The 21,476-nt window shown below is 40.5% G+C and carries 16 protein-coding genes, 8 tRNA genes and 3 rRNA genes; 23 read left to right on the top strand and 4 right to left on the bottom strand.

Features of this window, described 5'->3' with window-relative positions; all coding sequences use genetic code 11:
* Positions 1–54: 54 nt before the first annotated feature.
* The 12 genes from glyS to STRMA_RS09660 all read left to right on the top strand — a co-directional run bounded on the left by glyS (position 55) and on the right by STRMA_RS09660 (position 8,530).
* The gene (gene glyS / locus STRMA_RS05765; protein WP_003078908.1) at positions 55–2,094 is read left to right on the top strand and encodes a glycine--tRNA ligase subunit beta; all 2,040 of its coding nucleotides are present in this window, start codon (positions 55–57) and stop codon (positions 2,092–2,094) included.
* A 74-nt stretch (positions 2,095–2,168) separates the two neighbouring features.
* Positions 2,169–2,423 carry a DUF896 family protein gene (locus STRMA_RS05760; protein WP_003080209.1) on the top strand — a complete coding sequence of 85 codons (255 nt, stop codon included), beginning with the start codon at positions 2,169–2,171 and terminating at the stop codon, positions 2,421–2,423.
* A gap of 356 nt (positions 2,424–2,779) precedes the next feature.
* A 16S ribosomal RNA gene (locus STRMA_RS05755) occupies positions 2,780–4,327 on the top strand.
* 181 nt (positions 4,328–4,508) lie between these two features.
* Positions 4,509–4,581 (top strand) — tRNA-Ala (locus STRMA_RS05750).
* A 318-nt stretch (positions 4,582–4,899) separates the two neighbouring features.
* Positions 4,900–7,793: ribosomal RNA gene (locus STRMA_RS05745) — 23S ribosomal RNA — on the top strand.
* 61 nt (positions 7,794–7,854) lie between these two features.
* A 5S ribosomal RNA gene (gene rrf, locus STRMA_RS05740) occupies positions 7,855–7,970 on the top strand.
* The 16S, 23S and 5S rRNA genes sit together here with 7 tRNA genes alongside, the layout of an rRNA operon.
* Before the next feature lie 4 nt (positions 7,971–7,974).
* Positions 7,975–8,047, top strand: a tRNA-Val gene (locus STRMA_RS05735).
* A 39-nt stretch (positions 8,048–8,086) separates the two neighbouring features.
* A tRNA-Asp gene (locus STRMA_RS05730) sits at positions 8,087–8,159 on the top strand.
* A gap of 39 nt (positions 8,160–8,198) precedes the next feature.
* Positions 8,199–8,271: transfer RNA gene (locus STRMA_RS05725), tRNA-Lys, on the top strand.
* Positions 8,272–8,277: 6 nt separating this feature from the next.
* A tRNA-Leu gene (locus tag STRMA_RS05720) sits at positions 8,278–8,359 on the top strand.
* 24 nt (positions 8,360–8,383) lie between these two features.
* Positions 8,384–8,456, top strand: a tRNA-Thr gene (locus tag STRMA_RS05715).
* A gap of 13 nt (positions 8,457–8,469) precedes the next feature.
* Positions 8,470–8,530, top strand: a tRNA-Gly gene (locus STRMA_RS09660).
* Between the two features lie 122 nt (positions 8,531–8,652).
* Here the strand turns inward: STRMA_RS09660 and STRMA_RS05710 are convergent.
* The 3 genes from STRMA_RS05710 to recX form a co-directional block, all read right to left on the bottom strand.
* The gene (locus tag STRMA_RS05710; RefSeq protein WP_003082310.1) at positions 8,653–8,973 is read right to left on the bottom strand and encodes a DUF960 domain-containing protein; all 321 of its coding nucleotides are present in this window, start codon (positions 8,971–8,973) and stop codon (positions 8,653–8,655) included.
* A 58-nt stretch (positions 8,974–9,031) separates the two neighbouring features.
* Complete coding sequence (ntdP, locus tag STRMA_RS05705; RefSeq protein ID WP_003078707.1) at positions 9,032–9,565, bottom strand: nucleoside tri-diphosphate phosphatase; 534 nt, start codon at positions 9,563–9,565, stop codon at positions 9,032–9,034.
* A gap of 84 nt (positions 9,566–9,649) precedes the next feature.
* Positions 9,650–10,426 carry a recombination regulator RecX gene (gene recX / locus STRMA_RS05700; RefSeq protein WP_003080989.1) on the bottom strand — a complete coding sequence of 259 codons (777 nt, stop codon included), beginning with the start codon at positions 10,424–10,426 and terminating at the stop codon, positions 9,650–9,652.
* Positions 10,427–10,461: 35 nt separating this feature from the next.
* Here recX and rlmD point away from each other — a divergent pair, with 35 nt between their 5' ends.
* Entirely contained in the window at positions 10,462–11,820 is a 1,359-nt protein-coding gene (gene rlmD, locus STRMA_RS05695) for a 23S rRNA (uracil(1939)-C(5))-methyltransferase RlmD (RefSeq protein WP_003078855.1), read from the top strand.
* A 26-nt stretch (positions 11,821–11,846) separates the two neighbouring features.
* Complete coding sequence (nrdI, locus tag STRMA_RS05690; RefSeq protein WP_003080611.1) at positions 11,847–12,326, top strand: class Ib ribonucleoside-diphosphate reductase assembly flavoprotein NrdI; 480 nt, start codon at positions 11,847–11,849, stop codon at positions 12,324–12,326.
* Positions 12,327–12,526: 200 nt separating this feature from the next.
* Here nrdI and STRMA_RS05685 read toward each other — a convergent pair.
* Positions 12,527–12,597: transfer RNA gene (locus STRMA_RS05685), tRNA-Thr, on the bottom strand.
* Between the two features lie 184 nt (positions 12,598–12,781).
* On the opposite strand from STRMA_RS05685, the gene STRMA_RS05680 reads away from it, so the two are divergent.
* The 9 genes from STRMA_RS05680 to STRMA_RS05640 all read left to right on the top strand — a co-directional run bounded on the left by STRMA_RS05680 (position 12,782) and on the right by STRMA_RS05640 (position 21,325).
* Positions 12,782–13,039 (top strand): DUF1912 family protein, encoded by a 258-nt coding sequence (locus STRMA_RS05680; RefSeq protein WP_003081550.1) that lies wholly within the window; start codon positions 12,782–12,784, stop codon positions 13,037–13,039.
* Between the two features lie 26 nt (positions 13,040–13,065).
* The gene (locus STRMA_RS05675) at positions 13,066–13,413 is read left to right on the top strand and encodes a helix-hairpin-helix domain-containing protein (RefSeq protein ID WP_003078738.1); all 348 of its coding nucleotides are present in this window, start codon (positions 13,066–13,068) and stop codon (positions 13,411–13,413) included.
* Positions 13,414–13,967: 554 nt separating this feature from the next.
* A complete protein-coding gene (locus STRMA_RS09365; RefSeq protein ID WP_050897463.1) occupies positions 13,968–14,900 on the top strand; it encodes a hypothetical protein in 933 nt (310 codons plus the stop codon).
* Positions 14,901–14,912: 12 nt separating this feature from the next.
* Positions 14,913–17,561 carry a valine--tRNA ligase gene (locus tag STRMA_RS05665; RefSeq protein WP_003081319.1) on the top strand — a complete coding sequence of 883 codons (2,649 nt, stop codon included), beginning with the start codon at positions 14,913–14,915 and terminating at the stop codon, positions 17,559–17,561.
* 33 nt (positions 17,562–17,594) lie between these two features.
* Positions 17,595–18,368 (top strand): hypothetical protein, encoded by a 774-nt coding sequence (locus tag STRMA_RS09895; RefSeq protein ID WP_003079830.1) that lies wholly within the window; start codon positions 17,595–17,597, stop codon positions 18,366–18,368.
* Between the two features lie 82 nt (positions 18,369–18,450).
* Positions 18,451–19,731, top strand: coding sequence for a hypothetical protein (locus tag STRMA_RS05655; protein WP_003081701.1), 1,281 nt, complete (start codon positions 18,451–18,453; stop codon positions 19,729–19,731).
* A gap of 176 nt (positions 19,732–19,907) precedes the next feature.
* Entirely contained in the window at positions 19,908–20,132 is a 225-nt protein-coding gene (gene relB, locus STRMA_RS05650; protein ID WP_003081402.1) for a type II toxin-antitoxin system RelB family antitoxin, read from the top strand.
* Complete coding sequence (locus tag STRMA_RS05645) at positions 20,125–20,409, top strand: type II toxin-antitoxin system RelE family toxin (RefSeq protein WP_003080550.1); 285 nt, start codon at positions 20,125–20,127, stop codon at positions 20,407–20,409. Before relB ends, STRMA_RS05645 begins: the two co-directional genes overlap by 8 nt.
* A 118-nt stretch (positions 20,410–20,527) precedes the next feature.
* Positions 20,528–21,325 carry a Fic family protein gene (locus tag STRMA_RS05640; protein WP_003080108.1) on the top strand — a complete coding sequence of 266 codons (798 nt, stop codon included), beginning with the start codon at positions 20,528–20,530 and terminating at the stop codon, positions 21,323–21,325.
* The last annotated feature ends 151 nt before the right edge of the window (positions 21,326–21,476 follow it).

Raw genomic sequence — 21,476 nt, 5'->3', positions numbered from 1 at the left:
CAAACCTTAACTGAAAAACATTAAAAAGTATATTTCTAAATAAGAGGAAAAGTGATGACAAAAAATTTATTGGTAGAGCTGGGCTTAGAAGAACTGCCGGCTTATGTTGTAACACCTAGTGAAGAGCAGCTGGGACAAAAAATGGCGGACTTTTTAAAAGAAAACCGCCTTGATTATGAAACTATCCAAACCTTCTCCACTCCACGCCGTTTAGCTGTCCGTGTTATGGGTTTGTCAGATAAGCAAAAGGATTTATCTGAGGATTTTAAAGGACCTTCAAAAAAAATTGCTGTAGATAGTGAAGGAAATTTTACGAAGGCTGCTCAAGGTTTTGTCCGCAGCAAGGGCCTCACAACAGATGCTATTGAATTTCGTGAAGTTAAGGGAGAAGAATATGCCTATGTCAGCAAGCGTGAAGCGGGTAAAAATGCCTCTGAAATTGTACCTAAAGTAACAGAAGTTCTCTCTTCCCTTTCTTTTCCCGTTAGTATGCATTGGGCTGCCAATCAGTTTGATTATATCCGTCCAGTTCATACACTGACGATCCTTTTAGACAAAGAAGTGATTCAGGTACCCTTTCTTGATATCGTCTCTAGCAATATCAGCCGCGGCCATCGTTTTTTAGGGAAGGAAACCATCATTAGATCAGCAGATAGTTATGAGGAAGATCTGCGCAGGCAATTTGTGATTGTTGACCCTAAGGAGCGTCAAAAACTCATTTTAGATCAGATTAAAACAATTGAATCTAATCATAATGTTGTTGTTGAAATTGACCATGATCTTTTAAATGAAGTTCTAAATTTAGTCGAGTATCCAACAGCTTTTATGGGAAATTTTGCTTCTAAATATCTTGAAGTTCCTGAAGAAGTTTTAGTAACCTCTATGAAAAATCATCAGCGCTATTTTGTCGTTCGCACTTCAGAAGGACAGCTTTTACCGAACTTTGTTTCTGTTCGTAATGGGAACAGTGACTTTATTGAGAATGTGATTAGAGGGAACGAGAAAGTCTTAGTGGCTCGTCTTGAAGATGGTGAATTTTTCTGGCGCGAAGATCAAAAACTGCAAATTGAGGATTTAGTTGAAAAGTTAAAACTTGTTACTTTTCATGAAAAAATAGGTTCTTTATATGATCATATGATGCGAACAAAAGTGATAGCAGCTTATTTAGCAAACTTGGCAGGACTTGATGAGCAAGAAAAGGCACAGGTAGAGCGAGCAGCAAGTATTTATAAATTTGACCTTTTAACCGGCATGGTCGGTGAATTTGATGAACTTCAAGGCATTATGGGAGAAAAATATGCGACTTTAGCTGGAGAAAACCAAGCTGTTGCAAGAGCTATACGAGAGCACTATCTACCTGTAACCAGTGAAGGAGACCTGCCTCTTACTAAAGTTGGGGCCATTTTAGCTATTGCTGATAAATGTGATGTTTTGCTGTCTTTCTTTTCTGTCGGGCTAATCCCTAGCGGTTCCAATGATCCTTATGCTCTTCGCCGAGCTGCTCAAGGGATTGTTCGGATTTTAGATAGCTTTGAGTGGGAAATTCCTCTAGATGAATTGATAAGCAATCTTTATCAGCTGCATTTGGACAGTTTAAGCTATAAAAATCAGACAGAAGTGATGGCTTTTCTTCAGGCACGTATTGAAAAGCTAATGGATAAATCAGTTCCTAAAGATATCCGTGAAGCGGTTCTTGGCAGTTCTGCTGGTGTTGTCCGTTTGCAGCTGGAAGCTGCAGCAAGCCTTGCTGCAAAAGCTGAAGATGCTAATTTTAAATCTTCTGTCGAAAGTCTTTCACGTGTTTTCAATATTGCTGAAAATGCTTATAATAGCAAGTCTGTTGATACAAGTATTTTTGAAAATGAGCATGAGCAAGAATTATATGATGCTGTTGAGGAGTTGCGTTTTACAGAAGATGTCTCAGAAAATATAGATAGGTTATTTACATTGAGCCCTATTATTGATGCTTTCTTTGATAACACTATGGTTATGACTGAGGATCAGGAATTAAGAAATAACCGTCTTGCCATTCTTAGCAATTTGATGGAAAAGGCAAATACTATTGCAGCCTTTAACAAAATTAATACAAAATAAAAGGACAATTGACTGTGAGATGACAGGTAAACTAAAGCTGTTATCCTTATTTAAAAATGAGAAAGGAAAAACTTATGGATCAAAAAAAGATTGAAAGAATTAATGAATTAGCTCGTAAAAAGAAAACGGAAGGTTTGACTGGAGAGGAAAAAGTTGAGCAAGAGCGTCTCCGTGAAGAATATATTGAAGGTTACCGCCGCAGCTTTCGCCACCATATCGAAGGAATCAAAGTTGTTGATGAAGAAGGCAAGGATATCACCCCAGAAAAACTGAAAGAAATTCAGCGTCAGAAAGGCCTCCACGGCCGCAAACCCGATGATGAAGACTAAAAAAACAAATTATTGAAAAGATTCAAACTGTTTTTAAGCAATTCTGATCACTGTAACTATCTAATACTCTTTGAAAATCCCTTCAAACTAGGTCAGCGTCGCCTAGCTTCCTCGTTTGCTTTTTGACTTTCATTGAGTATAAGTTAAATCAAAGTCAACATTTTTTTAAAAAAAGTTAAAAAAATTGTTGACAAGCTGATATATTTTCTGTTATATTATTAAAGCTGCTGTTTCATAAAGACAGCTAGAGTCCTTTGAAAACTGAACAAGACGACCAAGTGAGGGTGCTAGGGGACTAGTACCCGTCAAACAAAGAACTGTCAGCGACAGGAACAAAGTAAGAGTCACATCAGACTGGACAAGAGAGTTTGATCCTGGCTCAGGACGAACGCTGGCGGCGTGCCTAATACATGCAAGTGGAACGCTGTTCTGAGTTAGCTTGCTAACTGAGACGGCGTCGCGAACGGGTGAGTAACGCGTAGGTAACCTGCCTCTTAGAGGGGGATAAGGATTGGAAACGATAGGTAATACCGCATAACATTTCTCTAAGCCTTTAGAGGGATTGAAAGGTACAACAGTATCGCTAAGAGATGGACCTGCGTTGTATTAGCTAGTTGGTAAGGTAGAGGCTTACCAAGGCGACGATACATAGCCGACCTGAGAGGGTGACCGGCCACACTGGGACTGAGACACGGCCCAGACTCCTACGGGAGGCAGCAGTAGGGAATCTTCGGCAATGGGGGGAACCCTGACCGAGCAACGCCGCGTGAGTGAAGAAGGTTTTCGGATCGTAAAGCTCTGTTGTTAAGGAAGCAAGTTGGAGAGAGTGGAAAGTTCTCCAATTGACGGTACTTAACCAGAAAGGGACGGCTAACTACGTGCCAGCAGCCGCGGTAATACGTAGGTCCCGAGCGTTGTCCGGATTTATTGGGCGTAAAGGGAGCGCAGGCGGTCTGGAAAGTCAGTAGTTAAAAGCATTGGCTTAACCAATGTCAGCTATTGAAACTGTCAGACTTGAGTACAGAAGGGGAGAGTGGAATTCCATGTGTAGCGGTGAAATGCGTAGATATATGGAGGAACACCAGTGGCGAAAGCGGCTCTCTGGTCTGTGACTGACGCTGAGGCTCGAAAGCGTGGGTAGCGAACAGGATTAGATACCCTGGTAGTCCACGCCGTAAACGCTGAGTGCTAGGTGTTAGGTCCTAAGGGGCTTAGTGCCGTAGCTAACGCAATAAGCACTCCGCCTGGGGAGTACGACCGCAAGGTTGAAACTCAAAGGAATTGACGGGGGCCCGCACAAGCGGTGGAGCATGTGGTTTAATTCGAAGCAACGCGAAGAACCTTACCAGGTCTTGACATCCCGGTGCTATTTCTAGAGATAGGAAGTTACTTCGGTACACCGGAGACAGGTGGTGCATGGTTGTCGTCAGCTCGTGTCGTGAGATGTTGGGTTAAGTCCCGCAACGAGCGCAACCCTTATGGTTAGTTGCCATCATTGAGTTGGGCACTCTAGCCAGACTGCCGGTAATAAACCGGAGGAAGGTGGGGATGACGTCAAATCATCATGCCCCTTATGACCTGGGCTACACACGTGCTACAATGGTTGGTACAACGAGTCGCAAGCCGGTGACGGCAAGCTAATCTCTGAAAGCCAATCTCAGTTCGGATTGGAGGCTGCAACTCGCCTCCATGAAGTCGGAATCGCTAGTAATCGCGGATCAGCACGCCGCGGTGAATACGTTCCCGGGCCTTGTACACACCGCCCGTCACACCACGAGAGTTTGTAACACCCAAAGTCGGTGAGGTAACCGTAAAGGAGCCAGCCGCCTAAGGTGGGACGGATGATTGGGGTGAAGTCGTAACAAGGTAGCCGTATCGGAAGGTGCGGCTGGATCACCTCCTTTCTAAGGAAAAACAAGTAACAGAGGGCGTAAAAAGCGCCTTGATTTTAGGAAATCGACGCTGTGTTCGATGAACACAAGACGATTTATCTAAATCACCAGCTTTTAGCCTGAGTACAATTACTTAAATTCTGTTATGCGTTACAGAAGCACTTGCCGTCTTGTTTAGTTTTGAGAGGGTTGTGGGGCCTTAGCTCAGCTGGGAGAGCGCCTGCTTTGCACGCAGGAGGTCAGCGGTTCGATCCCGCTAGGCTCCATTAAAACAGGATACGAACAGACGATTCGCTTTTTCTAAGAAGTTAGTCTGGCGTTCAACTCAAGGTCTTGTTTTAGTTGATATTAGAATACGATCCTAAACTTCCTAGGAATAAGTCACAAGCGCCTAGTGTCTAAGGGACACGTCGTTGGTTGTCTCCTTATTCTACGCAAGTTTTGCGGCAAACCGCACCGGATCTTAATATCATAAGATGGTTCATTGACAATTGAATAGCTAAACCCCTCTTTCTATAGATTACTCTATAGAAAGAGAGATAACAAAAAAGAAACCGAAGCGAAAAAGCCAAGAACCAAGAAGAGGTTAAGGTAGAAAGGGCGCACGGTGGATGCCTAGGCACTAGGAGCCGATGAAGGACGTGACGAACGACGAAATGCTTTGGGGAGCTGTAAGTAAGCGGAGATCCAAAGATATCCGAATGGGGGAACCCAACAGGTTAATGCCTGTTACCCAACTCTGTTAAGGAGTTGCGGGGGAAGACGCAGTGAACTGAAACATCTCAGTAGCTGCAGGAAGAGAAAGCAAAAGCGATTGCCTGAGTAGCGGCGAGCGAAAGGGCAGGAGGGCAAACCAGAGTGTTTACACTCTGGGGTTGTAGGACTGCAGGAGTGCATAAGGGTATAGAAGGATGACTTGGGAAAGTCAGCCAGAGAGAGTAAGAGCCTCGTATTCGACATAGCCTTATAAACGAGCAGTATCCTGAGTACGGCGGGACACGCGAAATCCCGTCGGAAACTGGGAGGCCCATCTCCCAACCCTAAATACTCCCTAGTGACCGATAGTGAACCAGTACCGTGAGGGAAAGGTGAAAAGCACCCCGGGAGGGGAGTGAAAGAGAACCTGAAACCGTGTGCCTACAAGAAGTTCGAGCCCGTTAATGGGTGAGAGCGTGCCTTTTGTAGAATGAACCGGCGAGTTATGATAAGATGCGAGGTTAAGTTGAAGAGACGGAGCCGCAGGGAAACCGAGTCTGAAAAGGGCGAGAGTATCTTGTTATAGACCCGAAACCAGGTGATCTACCCATGAGCAGGGTGAAGGTAAGGTAAGACTTACTGGAGGCCCGCACCAGGACACGTTGAAAAGTGTTTGGATGACTTGTGGGTAGCGGAGAAATTCCAAACGAACTTGGAGATAGCTGGTTCTCTCCGAAATAGCTTTAGGGCTAGCGTCGACCAGAGACCCTTGGAGGTAGAGCACTGTTTGGGTGTGGGGTCCATCCCGGATTACCAAACTCAGATAAACTCCGAATGCCAAGCGGTTATAGTCGGCAGTCAGACTGCGAGTGCTAAGATCCGTAGTCGAAAGGGAAACAGCCCAGACCACCAGCTAAGGTCCCCAAATAATTGTTAAGTGGAAAAGGATGTGGGGTTGCACAGACAACTAGGATGTTAGCTTAGAAGCAGCTATTCATTCAAAGAGTGCGTAATAGCTCACTAGTCGAGTGACCCTGCGCCGAAAATGTACCGGGGCTGAAACAATTTACCGAAGCTGTGGATTCCGTAAGGGATGGTAGGAGAGCGTTCTATGGGCAGAGAAGGTTTACCGTAAGGAGGACTGGAGCGCATAGAAGTGAGAATGCCGGTATGAGTAGCGAAAGATGGGTGAGAATCCCATCCACCGTAAGACTAAGGTTTCCAGGGGAAGGTTCGTCCGCCCTGGGTTAGTCGGGACCTAAGGAGAGACCGAAAGGTGTATCCGATGGCCAACAGGTTGATATTCCTGTACTAGAGTCAGGAGAGAAGGAGGGACGCAGAAGGCTAGCTAAAGCAGACGATTGGAAGAGTCTGTCCAAGCAGTGAGGTGAGTTAGGAGTCAAATGCTTCTAGCTAAGACATTGAGCTGTGAAGGGGAGCGAAGTTAAGTAGCGAAGTTAGCGATGTCAGGCTGCCAAGAAAAGCTTCTATCGAAGAGAGACTCTACCCGTACCGCAAACCGACACAGGTAGTCGAGGCGAGTAGCCTCAGGTGAGCGAGCGAACTCTCGTTAAGGAACTCGGCAAAATGACCCCGTAACTTAGGGAGAAGGGGTGCTCAGGCAACTGAGCCGCAGTGAAGAGGCCCAAGCAACTGTTTATCAAAAACACAGCTCTCTGCGAAATCGTAAGATGAAGTATAGGGGGTGACGCCTGCCCGGTGCTGGAAGGTTAAGAGGAGCGCTTAGATTAAGGTCGAAGGTGTGAATTGAAGCCCCAGTAAACGGCGGCCGTAACTATAACGGTCCTAAGGTAGCGAAATTCCTTGTCGGGTAAGTTCCGACCCGCACGAAAGGCGTAATGATTTGGGCACTGTCTCAACGAGAGACTCGGTGAAATTTTAGTACCTGTGAAGATGCAGGTTACCCGCGACAGGACGGAAAGACCCCATGGAGCTTTACTGCAGTTTGATATTGGGTATCTGTCACACATGTACAGGATAGGTAGGAGCCAAGGAAGAGTGGACGCTAGTTTACTTGGAGGCGCTGTTGGGATACTACCCTTGTGTGATGGCTACTCTAACCCGGTTGAGTGAACCTCAACGGAGACAGTGTCTGACGGGCAGTTTGACTGGGGCGGTCGCCTCCTAAAAGGTAACGGAGGCGCCCAAAGGTTCCCTCAGACTGGTTGGAAATCAGTCGCAGAGTGTAAAGGTAAAAGGGAGCTTGACTGCGAGACGGACAGGTCGAGCAGGGACGAAAGTCGGGCTTAGTGATCCGGTGGTACCGTATGGAAGGGCCATCGCTCAACGGATAAAAGCTACCCTGGGGATAACAGGCTTATCTCCCCCAAGAGTTCACATCGACGGGGAGGTTTGGCACCTCGATGTCGGCTCGTCGCATCCTGGGGCTGTAGTCGGTCCCAAGGGTTGGGCTGTTCGCCCATTAAAGCGGCACGCGAGCTGGGTTCAGAACGTCGTGAGACAGTTCGGTCCCTATCCGTCGCGGGCGTAGGAAATTTGAGAGGATCTGCTCCTAGTACGAGAGGACCAGAGTGGACTTACCGCTGGTGTACCAGTTGTCTCGCCAGAGGCAGAGCTGGGTAGCTATGTAGGGAAGGGATAAACGCTGAAAGCATCTAAGTGTGAAGCCCCCCTCAAGATGAGATTTCCCCTAACGATAGGTTAGTAAGAGCCCTGAGAGAAGATCAGGTAGATAGGTTGGGAGTGTAAGCCTGGTGACAGGTGAAGCGGACCAATACTAATCGCTCGAGGCCTTAACCGCAAGGCGCTGAGGGAGAGGGTTTAGCTGTTCAATGGTGAGTGAGCGATCATTCAAGAAGAGGTTAAGTGACGATAGCCTAGGGGATACACCTGTTTCCATGCCGAACACAGCCGTTAAGCCCTAGCGCGCCTGAAGTAGTGGGAGGCTGCCTCCTGTGAGATAGGGGCGTTGCTTAGCCAGAGGGAGTTTAGCTCAGCTGGGAGAGCATCTGCCTTACAAGCAGAGGGTCAGCGGTTCGATCCCGTTAACTCCCATCCGTTAGGTTACTAAGGACTTTAGTCCGAGTACGAATAGGTCCCGTGGTGTAGCGGTTATCACGTCGCCCTGTCACGGCGAAGATCGCGGGTTCAATTCCCGTCGGGACCGTTGAAAGAGGCAAGAAGCGCTTTCAAAGATAAGAGGAGGGACTCGTTAGCTCAGTTGGTAGAGCATTTGACTTTTAATCAAAGGGTCACTGGTTCGAGCCCAGTACGGGTCATAAGAAGCGGGTGTGGCGGAATTGGCAGACGCACCAGATTTAGGATCTGGCGCTTAAGGGCGTGGGGGTTCAAGTCCCTTCACCCGCATGCTTAAGAGAAAGCAAGAGAGAGGCCGGCTTAGCTCAGTTGGTAGAGCATCTGATTTGTAATCAGAGGGTCGCGTGTTCAAGTCATGTAGCCGGCATTTATGCGAACGTAGTTCAGTGGTAGAACATCACCTTGCCAAGGTGGGGGTCGCGGGTTCGAATCCCGTATGGACTATTTAATTAAAGGCCTTTAATAAGGCCTTTTTTGCTGTAGCAAAAAAACCTAAAGGTTAGGGTTTAGGTTTTGTATTTAATAACTAGCTAAGTTTTGAGGTAAATGACGCTATCATTTGTTTATAGGTCGATTTCTTTCTCGTGAGGGAGAATGATTGTTTCTCTGCCATTATTATCAATTATTTGAACGATATCGGGATAGAAAGGGTCGAATTTTGCAGCATAATCTAAAATGATCGCAGTATCACTGTATTTATCATAATACTTGAAACTTAGCTGGCCTTTATTATTGATCAGTTGAAAAGTTAATAAATCATCCAATAGAAAAACATCTTTTAAATTTTGATCAAGGATTTCCCAAAAAACATCAATGATTTCAGGCGGCAGACTGCTTACTATTCCAAAACTTGCATAACGTCCTTTTGTATTTGCGAATGCCATTGTGCTAATCTCCTTTCTATAAAAAGAAAGCACTGCCTGGAGTGCTTTTATGACAACTTTATCTATTCTTAAGTTCAAGATAACGTTTGTACCAAATATTGATATAAGACTGTGAGAAAGGCCCTTTGTTATGATTAATCCAGTCAACCAGGATTTTAACATTTTCTTTTAAAATATAGTCAATATCTAAGGAGTAGCCCATTTTCTGCTTGTGATCTTCGTATTCATCAACGTCTAAAAGTTTTTTTTCACCATCAGCAAAAACTTTGACATCCAGATCATAATCAATATATTTTAAGGCTTCTTGGTCCATAATGTAAGGACTTGCTAAGTTGCAATAGTATGAAACGCCGTTATCCCGAATCATAGCTATTATGTTAAACCAGAATTTATTATGAAAATAAACAATGGCAGGTTCACGTGTTACCCAGCGTCTGCCATCACTTTCTGTAACCAGAGTGTGATCATTTACACCAATAACTGCATTTTCAGTTGTTTTTAGTACCATAGTATCACGCCATGTGCGGTGCAGACTCCCATCGTGCTTGTAACTTTGAATTGTAATAAAGTCGCCTTCTTTAGGTAATTTCATTGCCTTACCAACTTCCTACAATTAAGTTTGTCTTCTACAGTTTAACATAAATTGAAGAAAAAATCACTTTTTTCTGTAATCCGTTTATAAATATTCTCGCAGGGAGTTTTTGATATCATGATAGTCAAATCCCTTTCTAGCTAATGACTGAGTTAAATGCCGTTTGAGTTCATAACCTTCATATTTTTTCTGATATTTCCGATATTGTTTATCTAATTCTTTGTAAAGAAGCTCTTTTTCATTTTCAGAATCATTTTCAATGTCCAGCTCTGCAAGAGCTATTTGGACTTCTTGATGGGAAAATCCCTTAGTTAATAAGGCCTGCTTGATTTTATCTTCAAGTGCTCTTTGCGGCAGTTTCTTTTGATATTTCTTTAGTAGTTTTTGAGCAGCTTTCAAGCAAATACTGGTAAAATCAAAATTCTTCAATGCGCTCTCTATCAACTGAGCTTCAATTCCTTTTCGTAATAATTTTTGTTTAAGGACGTAAGCTCCCTTATCACCGCAATGAAGGTTTTGCTGCAGTATATTTTCAATATATTTGCTGTCATCCAGCCATTTTTCTTCTTTTAATTGAGTGAGAATCTGAAAGATGACAGCAGTTTTTATGTCATGTTTTATCAAATAATCTTTAATTTCTTTTTCAGTGCGCTGTTTAAAAGAAAGATAATAAAGAGCAAGGTTTTTGCCGTAAGAAAATTGGGCGAAAGCTTTGATGCCTTCCAATTCTTCAGGAAGGATTTCTTTATCTCTGCTTAGCATAAAACGGACGATTGTATCTTCTGTAACGTAGAGTTTATTATGATGATCAATTTCTACTAGGTAGAGCCTTTTTTTCTTTTCAATTTTGGTAATTTTCATGCCTTTATTATAGCAGAAAATGATAGAATAGTAGTATGAATTTACGAGTGAAACAAAAGATTCCCTTAAAGATTAAAAAGATGGGGATTAATGGAGAAGGAATTGGTTTTTATAAAAAAACGCTTGTTTTTGTACCTGGGGCTCTGAAAGGTGAAGACATTGTTTGCCAGATAACCAGTGTAAAACGGAATTTTGTTCAAGCGAAACTACTAACAATTAAGAAAAAATCAAAATTTAGAATGGACCCTAAATGTCCAATATATAAAGAGTGCGGCGGCTGTCAGATTATGCACTTACGCTATGATAAGCAGCTGGATTTTAAAGTTGATCTGCTTAAACAGGCTTTGAAAAAATTTCAGCCGCGTGGCTATGAGCATTTTGATATTCGTCCGACGATTGGAATGGATAATCCGGAGCACTATCGGGCGAAATTGCAATTTCAAACGAGGAAATTTGCTGGCAAGCTCAGGGCCGGCCTTTTTCAGGAAGGCTCACACCGCTTAGTAGATATAAAAGACTGCTTGGTTCAGGATCCTCTGACACAGGATATTGTGAACCATGCCTGTCAGTTGCTGGAGAAGTATGATTTCCCTATTTATAATGAGCGTCAAAAAGCTGGTATCAGAACTATTATGGTTAGAAAAGCACAGGCAAGCAATCAAGTTCAGCTTATTTTTGTCACCAGTAAAAAACTTGATTTATCGCCAGTTATTCAGGATTTAACCGCAGCTTTTGAGGTCATTAAAACAGTGGCTGTCAACTTTAATCCTAGTAAATCCAGTGCTATTTATGGTCAAGAGACAAAAGTTCTTTGGGGAGATGACAGCATTTCAGAAACTGTTCTTACTTATTCCTTTGCCCTTTCTCCGCGAGCTTTTTATCAGCTAAATCCGCAGCAGACTCAGATTCTCTATGAGCAAGTCCTTCAAGCACTTGATGTGACGAAGGACGATCATTTAATTGATGCCTACTGCGGGGTAGGAACTATTGGGCTTGCTTTTGCAGATAAAGTGGGCTCTGTGCGCGGTATGGATATTATCTTTGAGGCTATTGAGGATGCTAAAAGAAATGCTGAAAGTATGGGCTGCACGAATACGCATTATGAAACAGGAAAGGCTGAGGTTATTATTCCTAATTGGTATAAAGATGGCTACCGAGCGTCGGCGCTGATTGTAGATCCTCCAAGAACAGGCCTTGATGAAAAGCTTTTAAATACTATTACAGCCTATCAGCCAGAAAAAATGGTCTATGTTTCTTGCAATGTCTCAACTCTGGCTAGAGATTTGGTTCATTTGCTTAAGGTCTATGAGGTTAAATATATTCAGTCAGTGGATATGTTTCCTCATACAGCAAGGACTGAAGCAGTGGTAAAATTAGTGAGACGAAAAAAATAATTTTTAAAAAATTAAGGATGATACATATGGTAAAATCAATCAATTTAATATACATTAGCTTAAGCGGAAATACGGAAAGCTTTGTTAAACGCTTGAAAGCTTATTTAGAAGGAAAAACAGATCTTCCTGTTAAGCTTCTTAATGTTAAAGATCTGGTTAAAGATCAAGCAGACTATTTTGCTATGTCAGACTATTTTGTTGCCTTTTTGCCAACTTATCTGGAAGGCGGTAATGGACTTGATAGTGGAGATGTCGAAATATTGACAACACCTTTGCGTGATTTTCTTGCATTTTCCGATAATTATCGTTATTGTTATGGCATTGTCGGTTCTGGCAATAAAAATTTTAACAATCAGTATTGCTTAACAGCAAAACAGTATGCCAAGCAGTTTGGTTTTCCAATGCTGGATGACTTTGAATTGCGTGGTTTGCTAGATGATGTTGAACGAATTGGTGATAAAGTTCTGTCTTTATTTAAGGAACCTCATACGGTGTCCAATGTCTAGTTTTCTTTTAAAGAGATGCTGCTTGAGTTTACCTAGAAGAAGGTTAAGTAAAGAGCAGCAAATAGATCAGATAATGATCTGTCGTGATAAAAATAAATGAATAAAAAAGAGTAGGGACTAAAGGCTTTCTCAAAGTTGGATTTTACCTCCAATTGAATGACTAGCATTTAAAAGTCCCTACTCTTTTTACTGAGATATGATGCCACCACCGAGAATTGAACTCGGAACTGAGCATTACCATTGCTCTATTATACCATTTAACTATAGCGGCGACTTATCTATCTTATCATTAATTGGTCTTCTATGCAAGTTAATTTTACTTTCTTTTAGCATACATTATAGATGAAACACTCAGAACATTTCTAAAGGTTTGAAAAACATTAGAAAAAGCGTTGAGAAGTCACTGTTTTCATGCTATAATGATAAACGAAAATTTTAGAAGGCGAGGAAGAAACGTGTCCTACGAAGCAGAGTTTCTGAAAGAATTTGAAGCTTGGGTGAATACCCAGGTGATAATCAATGAGGCAGCTATGCAGGAAAGCCAAAAGCTGATAGCAGAAAATGAGCAGGACAAAACGGCTGCTGATGCTTATATTCGCTATGAGAGCAGGTTAGATGCTTATAAATTTTTACAAGGAAAATTTGCGAACTACAAAGCTGGCAAAGGATTCCATGATATGCCTGAAGGACTGTTTGGTCAACGTCATTATTAATAATCAAAAGGAGATAAATCGATAAAGTGGCTAAGAAAAAAGTAAACCGCAAGAAACGTTTAAAAAAACAATTAGCAGATTCACGCCGGGCTAACCGGCAAACAGCAGTACATACTGCACCAAAAAGAGCAGAAGCAAGAACGGTCCAAAATGTTGAACCTAAGCAGCAAGCTGAAAAGAGTAACGATTTTGAAAGTTTTGCAGCTGAATTAGAAGGTGTTGCTCAGGCTCGTCTAGAAACCTTCTTTGCTGAAGGGATTAAATCAGCTAAAGACTTTGCTGATTGGACGGAGAAAGAATTATTAACTCTTAAGGGAATTGGTCCTGCTACTATCAAACAGCTGAGAGAAAAAGGGCTTTCTTTTAAAGGATAAGTATTTTGCGTTTAAACTGAGAATTTGTTAAAATAAATTTATTCAGAGGTGGGTTGAGTCCTTGCTGTTACAGAAAGCGGTATTGCTGAGAAATCCGCACAGCTGTCGATCTTAGTTGCTGAATAGTTAATCAGATAGAAATGAAAGTCGCGGGCTTGGTCCCGAAACTGGGTGGTACCGCGGAGTTATTCGTCCCTGTCTAGCATAGCTAGATAGGGACTTTTTAGTAGAGCTAGCGGGAGAAAGGAGAAAACAGCATGAAAGGACCTTTTAAAATGCAAAAGCTTTACTATGACTTTCCAGTATTTCTTTAAGCTTGTAGAGATGAGCAGAATTCTGAGTCGGGAAGATTTGGAAAAATACACTGAAAAAGAAATTTTAGCCATTTCAGGCATTGATCCGCGACTGTTCGTAAACTGAAAGAAAATAGGGTTAGGTTTAAAAAGAGCTAGGAATCTGTGTAAATTTTGCACAAGTTGAAAACCCGGAATCTGTAAAGAATTGTTGCAAGTTGAACTATTCGGAAAAACCGAACAGTTCAGTGAAGAAGTCAGATGAAGAAAGGAAAAATCAAAATGAAAATATTTAAACTTTGTAAGAATAATAAAAAGATTTTCTTTTCGTTGTTATTTGTGTTATCTTTCCTCTTTTGTCTCTATTGTTGGTTAAACAACCTTCCGCTATCGCCGTTATTATATATCGATATAGTAATATTAGGTATTAGTTCAATATTTAATATCTATTTGTTTTACCCTAAAAGATTTAAGGGAGAATTCTCATTAAAAATTTTTATTAAAATTTTTGTAAAGTGGCTATTTTATTGTTTTAATATCATTGTTCTATCATTAATAGGACTTTTATGGCTAAACAGTTTAGGTTGGATATTGCAATTTCGCCCCTTAATATTATGGGGACTGGCAGCTATTCTTCTTTATTTAGTGTTAGAAATATTCGGAGTTTTACTGAATGTTAACCTTGTATTGATGATGATATTATTTTCTATAGCAACTTTAGTTGTATTATTTATGGGAACATTTTCTATTAAACAATGGGCATTGATCTCTGGAATATTAATGTTGTGGAATTATATAAATTCTGAGGAATTTATTATATTTTTGAGAAATGGTAAAATGAAAGGAGTTAAAATTCCCTCTTCTCTGAGATATAGTTGGCAATTTAATAAATTTCTGGGCTATATTTTAACTTTACTGTTTTATATTTCATTAATAATAGCTCCACTTATTGAATCTTGGATCGCGAAAAACAAAGAGCTAAATGATTTATTTACTAAAGGTATTATAAGAATATATGTATTCATAGGGGTTATTATAGTATTAGGAGTACCTAGTATTATTATCTTATTAATTGCTAGATCACATAAAAAGTCTATGGTAAAGAAAAATATCAATGAACTTATTAAACTACCTAATTGGAAAAAATTTATTGCCACATATCAAGTGCTACAAAGAAAAAACAATAAAAATTAAGGGAGAATCAAAATGACACAACTTTCACCAAAATACAATCCAGCCGAGGTTGAGGCTGGGCGCTATCAGAAATGGCTTGGGGAGGATGTTTTCAAGCCGTCAGGTGATAAGAAGGCCAAGCCTTATTCTATCGTGATTCCGCCGCCAAATGTGACGGGGAAATTGCATCTTGGTCATGCCTGGGATACGACCTTGCAGGATATTATTATCCGCCAAAAACGCATGCAGGGCTTTGATACGCTTTGGCTGCCCGGCATGGACCACGCGGGGATTGCTACTCAGGCTAAGGTTGAAGCACGCCTTGCTGAAGAAGGCATTTCTCGCTATGATCTCGGCCGTGAAAAATTCTTGGATAAAGTCTGGGAATGGAAAGACGAGTATGCTGCTACTATTAAGGAGCAATGGGGCAAGATGGGGATTTCCGTTGATTATTCGCGGGAACGTTTTACCCTGGATGAGGGCTTATCTAAGGCGGTGCGCAAGGTTTTTGTTGAGCTGTATAAGAAAGGCTGGATCTACCGCGGTGAATTTATCATCAACTGGGACCCGGCTGCCCGCACGGCTTTGTCAGATATCGAGGTTATCCACAAGGACGTAGAAGGCGCCTTCTATCATATGAACTACATGCTGGAAGATGGCTCAGGCGCCCTTGAGGTTGCGACCACCCGTCCAGAAACCATGTTTGGAGATACGGCAGTCGCTGTCAATCCAAACGATGAACGTTATAAGGACCTGATTGGACAAAATGTCATCCTGCCAATCGTCAACAAACCTATTCCAATCGTAGCCGATGAACATGCGGATCCTGAGTTTGGAACAGGTGTCGTGAAAATCACACCAGCTCATGACCCTAACGACTTTCTGGTTGGTCAGCGCCATAATCTGCCGCAAGTTAATGTCATGAATGATGACGGGACTATGAATGAACTGGCTGGTGAATTTAATGGTATGGATCGTTTCCAAGCTCGTAAAGCAACCGTTGCCAAATTAGAAGAGCTCGGTGCCCTTGTTAATATTGAAAAAATGATCCATTCTGTTGGCCACTCCGAACGGACAGGAGTTATGGTTGAACCGCGTTTGTCAACCCAATGGTTTGTCAAGATGGATGAGCTGGCTAAAAATGCTATAGCCAACCAAGACACAGACGACAAAGTGAACTTTTATCCACCGCGTTTCAACGATACTTTCCTGCAATGGATGGAAAATGTCCATGACTGGGTGATTTCGCGTCAGCTCTGGTGGGGCCATCAAATCCCTGCTTGGTACAATGCTGATGGCGATATCTATGTCGGTGAAAAAGCACCGGAAGGTGAGGGCTGGAAACAGGATGAAGATGTCCTTGACACTTGGTTTAGCTCTGCTCTTTGGCCATTTTCAACCATGGGCTGGCCTGATATTGAATCAGAAGACTTCAAGCGTTATTTCCCAACCTCAACCTTGGTGACAGGCTACGACATCATCTTCTTCTGGGTGTCCCGCATGATTTTCCAATCGCTGGAGTTCACCGATCGCCGTCCCTTTAAGAACGTCCTTATCCATGGCCTTATCCGTGATGAGCAAGGCCGCAAGATGTCTAAGTCTCTTGGCAATGGGATTGATCCTATGGAGGTTGTGGATAAATATGGTGCTGACGCTCTGCGCTGGTTCCTGTCAAACGGCTCTGCTCCGGGTCAAGACGTGCGTTTCAGCTATGAAAAGATGGATGCTGCCTGGAATTTCATCAACAAGATTTGGAATATTTCCCGCTATATCCTCATGAACAATGAAGGCCTTACCCTTGACCAAGCAGCAGCCAATGTTGAGCTAGTGGTCGGTGGCAAAGCCGGAAATGTGACCGATCGCTGGATTCTCCACAACTTGAACGAAACAATCGCTAAGGTTACTGAAAACTTTGATAAATTTGAGTTTGGTGTGGCTGGCCACATCCTTTACAATTTCATCTGGGATGAATTTGCTGACTGGTATGTAGAATTGACCAAGGAAGTTCTCTACAGTGACAATGAAGCCGAAAAAATCATCACCCGCTCTGTCCTTCTCTACACTTTGGATAAAATTCTGCGCCTGCTTCATCCTATCATGCCATTTGTCACAGAAGAAATCTTTGGACAAATTTCTGAAGGTTCTATCGTGACAGCAGCCTATCCGACCGTTAATCCTGCTTTTGAAAATGAAGCTGCGCATTCTGGCGTGGAAAGTCTCAAAGATCTGATTCGTGCCGTGAGAAATAGCAGAGCAGAGGTGAATGCGGCACCAAGCAAACCCATTACTATCCTTATCAAAACAAGCGACAGCAGCTTGGAAGACTTTTTCAAAGCTAATGTCAACTACATCAAACGCTTTACCAATCCAGAGCATTTAGAAATTAGCTCAGCTATTGCCGCTCCAGAGCTGGCTATGTCAAGCGTCATTACAGGAGCTGAAATCTTCCTGCCGCTGGCTGATCTGCTCAATGTCGAAGAAGAATTGACTCGTCTAAATAAAGAACTTAGCAAATGGCAGAAAGAGCTGGCTATGACTGCTAAGAAGCTCAGCAACGAAAAATTTATCGCCAACGCCAAACCAGAAATCGTCGCGAAAGAGCGGCAAAAACAAACCGACTACCAGGCTAAGTATGACGCAACGAAAGAGCGGATTGAAGAGATGAAGAGGTTAGGGGAATAAGATCAAAAATTAATTTAGGAGAGTTCTTGAAAAATGAAGAGTGTTTTAAAATTATTAAAAAATATTTTCTCTAGTGAAGACAGTAAGTTCCAAGTTGGGAAACAGAATAATACGGGTGATAATAACAATATTTCTAATCAAGAAGTTGATAATAGTACTACAATGATTGACAATTCTGACCACTCAGTTCATATACATGATAATAAGAATAATGAAGCAAAGTTTGTACACAATCCTGTAAAAGGGTTAATGCTTGGAATAGTGAAATGGAGTTGGTTAATTAATATCGTAGTATTGATGACTATGTTTATATGGAATAAAAACTATTTCACTATGTCTATTATTTTAATAGTTGCGTTATTATTATTTCTAATTATAGGATATATTTCGTACGACCTTTCTAGCAAAATGAAAGTTAGTACTAACAATTACCATCCATATTGGAAATTTGGCATAATAATCATAATCTTCTTTACTTTTTGGCTATTCATTTTTATTATTCTAAAAAATAATTTGGAACATAAGATAGATAATTATTTAGAGCAAATGAGATGGTGGCAGAAATTTAAACTATGGGTTACTGTAAGTATAAAGAGCGATCCATTTCTAATAATAAAAAATAATATTTTTAATATTTATTTAACTGTGGTTAATTCTTTAAGTTTAGCAATTATAGGTAGACATGTTTTGGAACAAAACCATATATACCTCTATGATAAGTCATTAAATAACATTGGAATTAAATTTATTTTGTTTTGCTTATTGATTTTTGTATTTAATTTTTCAATCTATTTTATTCTAAAATAGTATTGTTAAGATAAGATTGATTTGGAATATGAGTAGATTTGTTCTGTTATAATGAGAATAAATCAATAAAGGTGGTTAAATATTGTTTAAAAAGAGTTTCAAAGTTTTATTGTATTTATTTGTTATTGCAGCAGCTATTCTTTTACCATTATTTAGGAATCACAATCCTCTGGCTACAAGTATATATAACTTTATATCTGTAGCAAATAAGGACTACTATGGAGTTGTTCTGTCAGCTTTGGCAATTCTTATAACTTTCTTGATTTTTAATAGTCAAAATGAGAAAGAAAAAGGACTACGTTTTGAGGATGAGCAAAGAAGAAATGATCGTGAAGAAAAAGAGTATCTCGAAAATAGAGAAAAGCGTTTTGCTTCAGTACGCCCCTATTTTATAATTGAAAAAGATAATGCTGCAGCAAAAGCAAAAATTAAAATTTTTATGGAAGATAATGTCCCGTTAGAAAATATTTTAGTTTGTGAACGAAAACTATTTGATGAAGAGGCTAAGATTACGCCTCAAATTTTAGGAACGAAAAACTCAGGTAACTACCTTTATGAATTTTCTTTAAAAGACTTAGAAATGATAGTGGTGAAATGCACAACATACTTTGACGAGGAGATTTATTTTCAATATTACACAGGAGATATAACGATTCATTATCGTATGGTTGAAAATGATGAAGATCTAAATTATAGTAAAAATTTAGGACGTTCCTATCTTTCAGATTATTTAATTGAGAAAAAAGAAAATTACGAACCCAAAGATGAGAACACGGAGATATACAAACAAAATATTTATAGTATTGCTTGGGAAAGAGTTGCAAAGAAACGATTTTCTCAATATAGGTTTCAGATTTTAGAATCAATTGTGGCGGATAGAATTTTTACAGGGAATAAAAATTTAGAAATACTTGGTGTAATTGAAAAGGATAGTGTGGGAGATATATTAGGCAGCTCGATTAATTATTTAAGAGAACATTATAAAGATTTTTCAAATGAAACTATTATTGAGTTGTTAAAAGTAATAAAAAAATATATCAATGATTATTGGTATACTAAATGTACGGAGCTTAGTGAGGAACGCAGATATTATTTCAAAGGAAACTTGCCTAATACTCCGCTTCTTGAAAAATATAGTACTCTTTTTGATAAATCAATTGATGCAAAGATTATGATGAACTATGTTGATGATTTAATTTCACTTGCTAAAGAGGATTACTTTAGTGATTTTCTGTTTAGAAATTTAGAAGTATATTTAAATGAACATGTTGAGATTGCTGGTAACAAGATAGATATTGAAATAGCAATAATTTTTGAGAAGATACGTACAGATATTAAACAAATACTTTCTAAAACGTTGTAATTACTTATAAAGGAAATAAAATGTCTAGTTACAAAGGCTAATTTGTTTTGATTATGAGGAATATTTTCCACCCTTTCCCGAATAAATAATTAGGAATCCTATCCAACTTGTTTCCTATTTCAAATTGTAGTAAAATATAACTACGACAAAAATTAAATTTCAAAAGGAGTGATTTCATGGCAGTACCAACTTCAGTCCGTTTGTCGGATGAGTTAAATGAAAAACTGACCTTGTGGACCAATTCCCACAATATTAGCAAGTCTGAATTTATTGCGCAGGTTTTGGCGGAAAAATTGGAAGATCTTTCTGATATCCAAGAAGCTGATTTAGCGATGCAGGACTGGCTTGATAATGGGCAAGTGACCTACTCTCATGATGACATGATGAAGCGCTATGGCTAAATATCAGGTTCGTTATGCCTCAACTCTTTTCAAGGCTATGGACAAACTGGATAGGGGAACGCAGAAAGTCATTGCCAGATGGATTAATCAACATCTAGTAGATGTTGATTTTCCGAAAGCGCCAGGAAAATATCTGACAGGGAATTTATCTGGCTATGTTCGTTTTCGTGTAGGGTCTTACCGTATCATTGCCCAGATTGATGATAAGGATTTTGTGATTCTAAATGTTCATGTAGCAAAGCGCTCAGATGTTTATCGGTTTAGGAAAAAGGACTAAAAAGCAATCTCCCACCCAAGCCCAGTCATACGATTGGGCTTATTTTTTTGGTATAATGAAAGGTAGCCAACTGATAAATAACCTTTCATTTTCAAGATAGTAAAGGAATCATTGTAGTATGCAACCAACATATAATATTGACAATCCCAATTTGCCTTATCAAACCAAACATGACCTTTGGCAAACGGCATTTGGTCTTCAGCAGGTAGATGGTTTAAAGCCATCGGTCTATATGGAGGAATTGGCTGAGAAGCAAGCGCGTGGCAGCTATTCTTATGAGCAGGTTTATGAGGAAATTACAGCTTATCATCAATCAACGGATGATAGCACGGCTGAGGCAGATTTGGTCTCTTTGCGCATTGCGGAACTTCTTTCCCGAAGTGGCTTTAGTTTTAGTCCGGCTACACTTTTGACCATTCATAAAGAGCTCTTTCAGGATATTTTTGATGATTCTATACCAGTCGGCCAAATTCGTCAGACAAATATTTCCAAAAAAGAAGCGGTACTGAATGGTGAAAGTGTGGTTTATGCTGATTATCCTATGATTCAAGCCACTTTGGACTATGATTTTCAGCAGGAGAAAATTTTCCAATACTCTGGTCTTTCAAAGGAAACTATGGTTCAGCACATTCAATCCTTCATTTCAGGCATTTGGCAAATTCATCCTTTTTGTGAGAGAAATACACGAACAATAACAGTTTTTCTGATCAAGTATCTGCGAGAATTTGGCTTTACAGTTGACAATACACCCTTTCAAAAACATGCTAAATTTTTCCGAGATGCCTTAGTCTTAGATAATGCTAAGGTATTGCAGAAACACCCTGAATTTTTAACAGCATTTTTTGAAAATCTCTTACTTGATGGAAAGAATGATTTGTCTAGTGGAGTAATGTACCGAGAGTTGGGATTAGATTAATAGTGGTTTATATAAATCAACATCTGAGGGTAAAAAGATTCCTACCACCCCTCTCTTTATTAAGGAAGGAGTTATTGAACATCTAGATTATTAGTGAAGCAGGCTTGGGATAAAATAGTCCCAAGCTCTTTTTATACAGCAGCATAAGGCG

Origin of the sequence: Streptococcus macacae NCTC 11558 (assembly GCF_000187995.2) — a bacterium.
Classification (GTDB): domain Bacteria; phylum Bacillota; class Bacilli; order Lactobacillales; family Streptococcaceae; genus Streptococcus; species Streptococcus macacae.
Note: the sequence above shows the minus strand (reverse complement) of the source record. Positions and strands in the feature narration are given on the sequence as shown.

Bases quoted from the DNA above. Each gene is read 5' to 3' on its own strand.
- glyS (WP_003078908.1), top strand. From the start codon at position 55: ATGACAAAAAATTTATTGGTAGAGCTGGGCTTAGAAGAACTGCCGGCT.
- STRMA_RS05760 (WP_003080209.1), top strand. From the start codon at position 2,169: ATGGATCAAAAAAAGATTGAAAGAATTAATGAATTAGCTCGTAAAAAG.
- STRMA_RS05710 (WP_003082310.1), bottom strand. From the start codon at position 8,973: ATGGCATTCGCAAATACAAAAGGACGTTATGCAAGTTTTGGAATAGTA.
- ntdP (WP_003078707.1), bottom strand. From the start codon at position 9,565: ATGAAATTACCTAAAGAAGGCGACTTTATTACAATTCAAAGTTACAAG.
- recX (WP_003080989.1), bottom strand. From the start codon at position 10,426: ATGAAAATTACCAAAATTGAAAAGAAAAAAAGGCTCTACCTAGTAGAA.
- rlmD (WP_003078855.1), top strand. From the start codon at position 10,462: ATGAATTTACGAGTGAAACAAAAGATTCCCTTAAAGATTAAAAAGATG.
- nrdI (WP_003080611.1), top strand. From the start codon at position 11,847: ATGGTAAAATCAATCAATTTAATATACATTAGCTTAAGCGGAAATACG.
- STRMA_RS09365 (WP_050897463.1), top strand. From the start codon at position 13,968: ATGAAGAAAGGAAAAATCAAAATGAAAATATTTAAACTTTGTAAGAAT.
- STRMA_RS05665 (WP_003081319.1), top strand. From the start codon at position 14,913: ATGACACAACTTTCACCAAAATACAATCCAGCCGAGGTTGAGGCTGGG.
- STRMA_RS09895 (WP_003079830.1), top strand. From the start codon at position 17,595: ATGAAGAGTGTTTTAAAATTATTAAAAAATATTTTCTCTAGTGAAGAC.
- relB (WP_003081402.1), top strand. From the start codon at position 19,908: ATGGCAGTACCAACTTCAGTCCGTTTGTCGGATGAGTTAAATGAAAAA.
- STRMA_RS05645 (WP_003080550.1), top strand. From the start codon at position 20,125: ATGGCTAAATATCAGGTTCGTTATGCCTCAACTCTTTTCAAGGCTATG.
- STRMA_RS05640 (WP_003080108.1), top strand. From the start codon at position 20,528: ATGCAACCAACATATAATATTGACAATCCCAATTTGCCTTATCAAACC.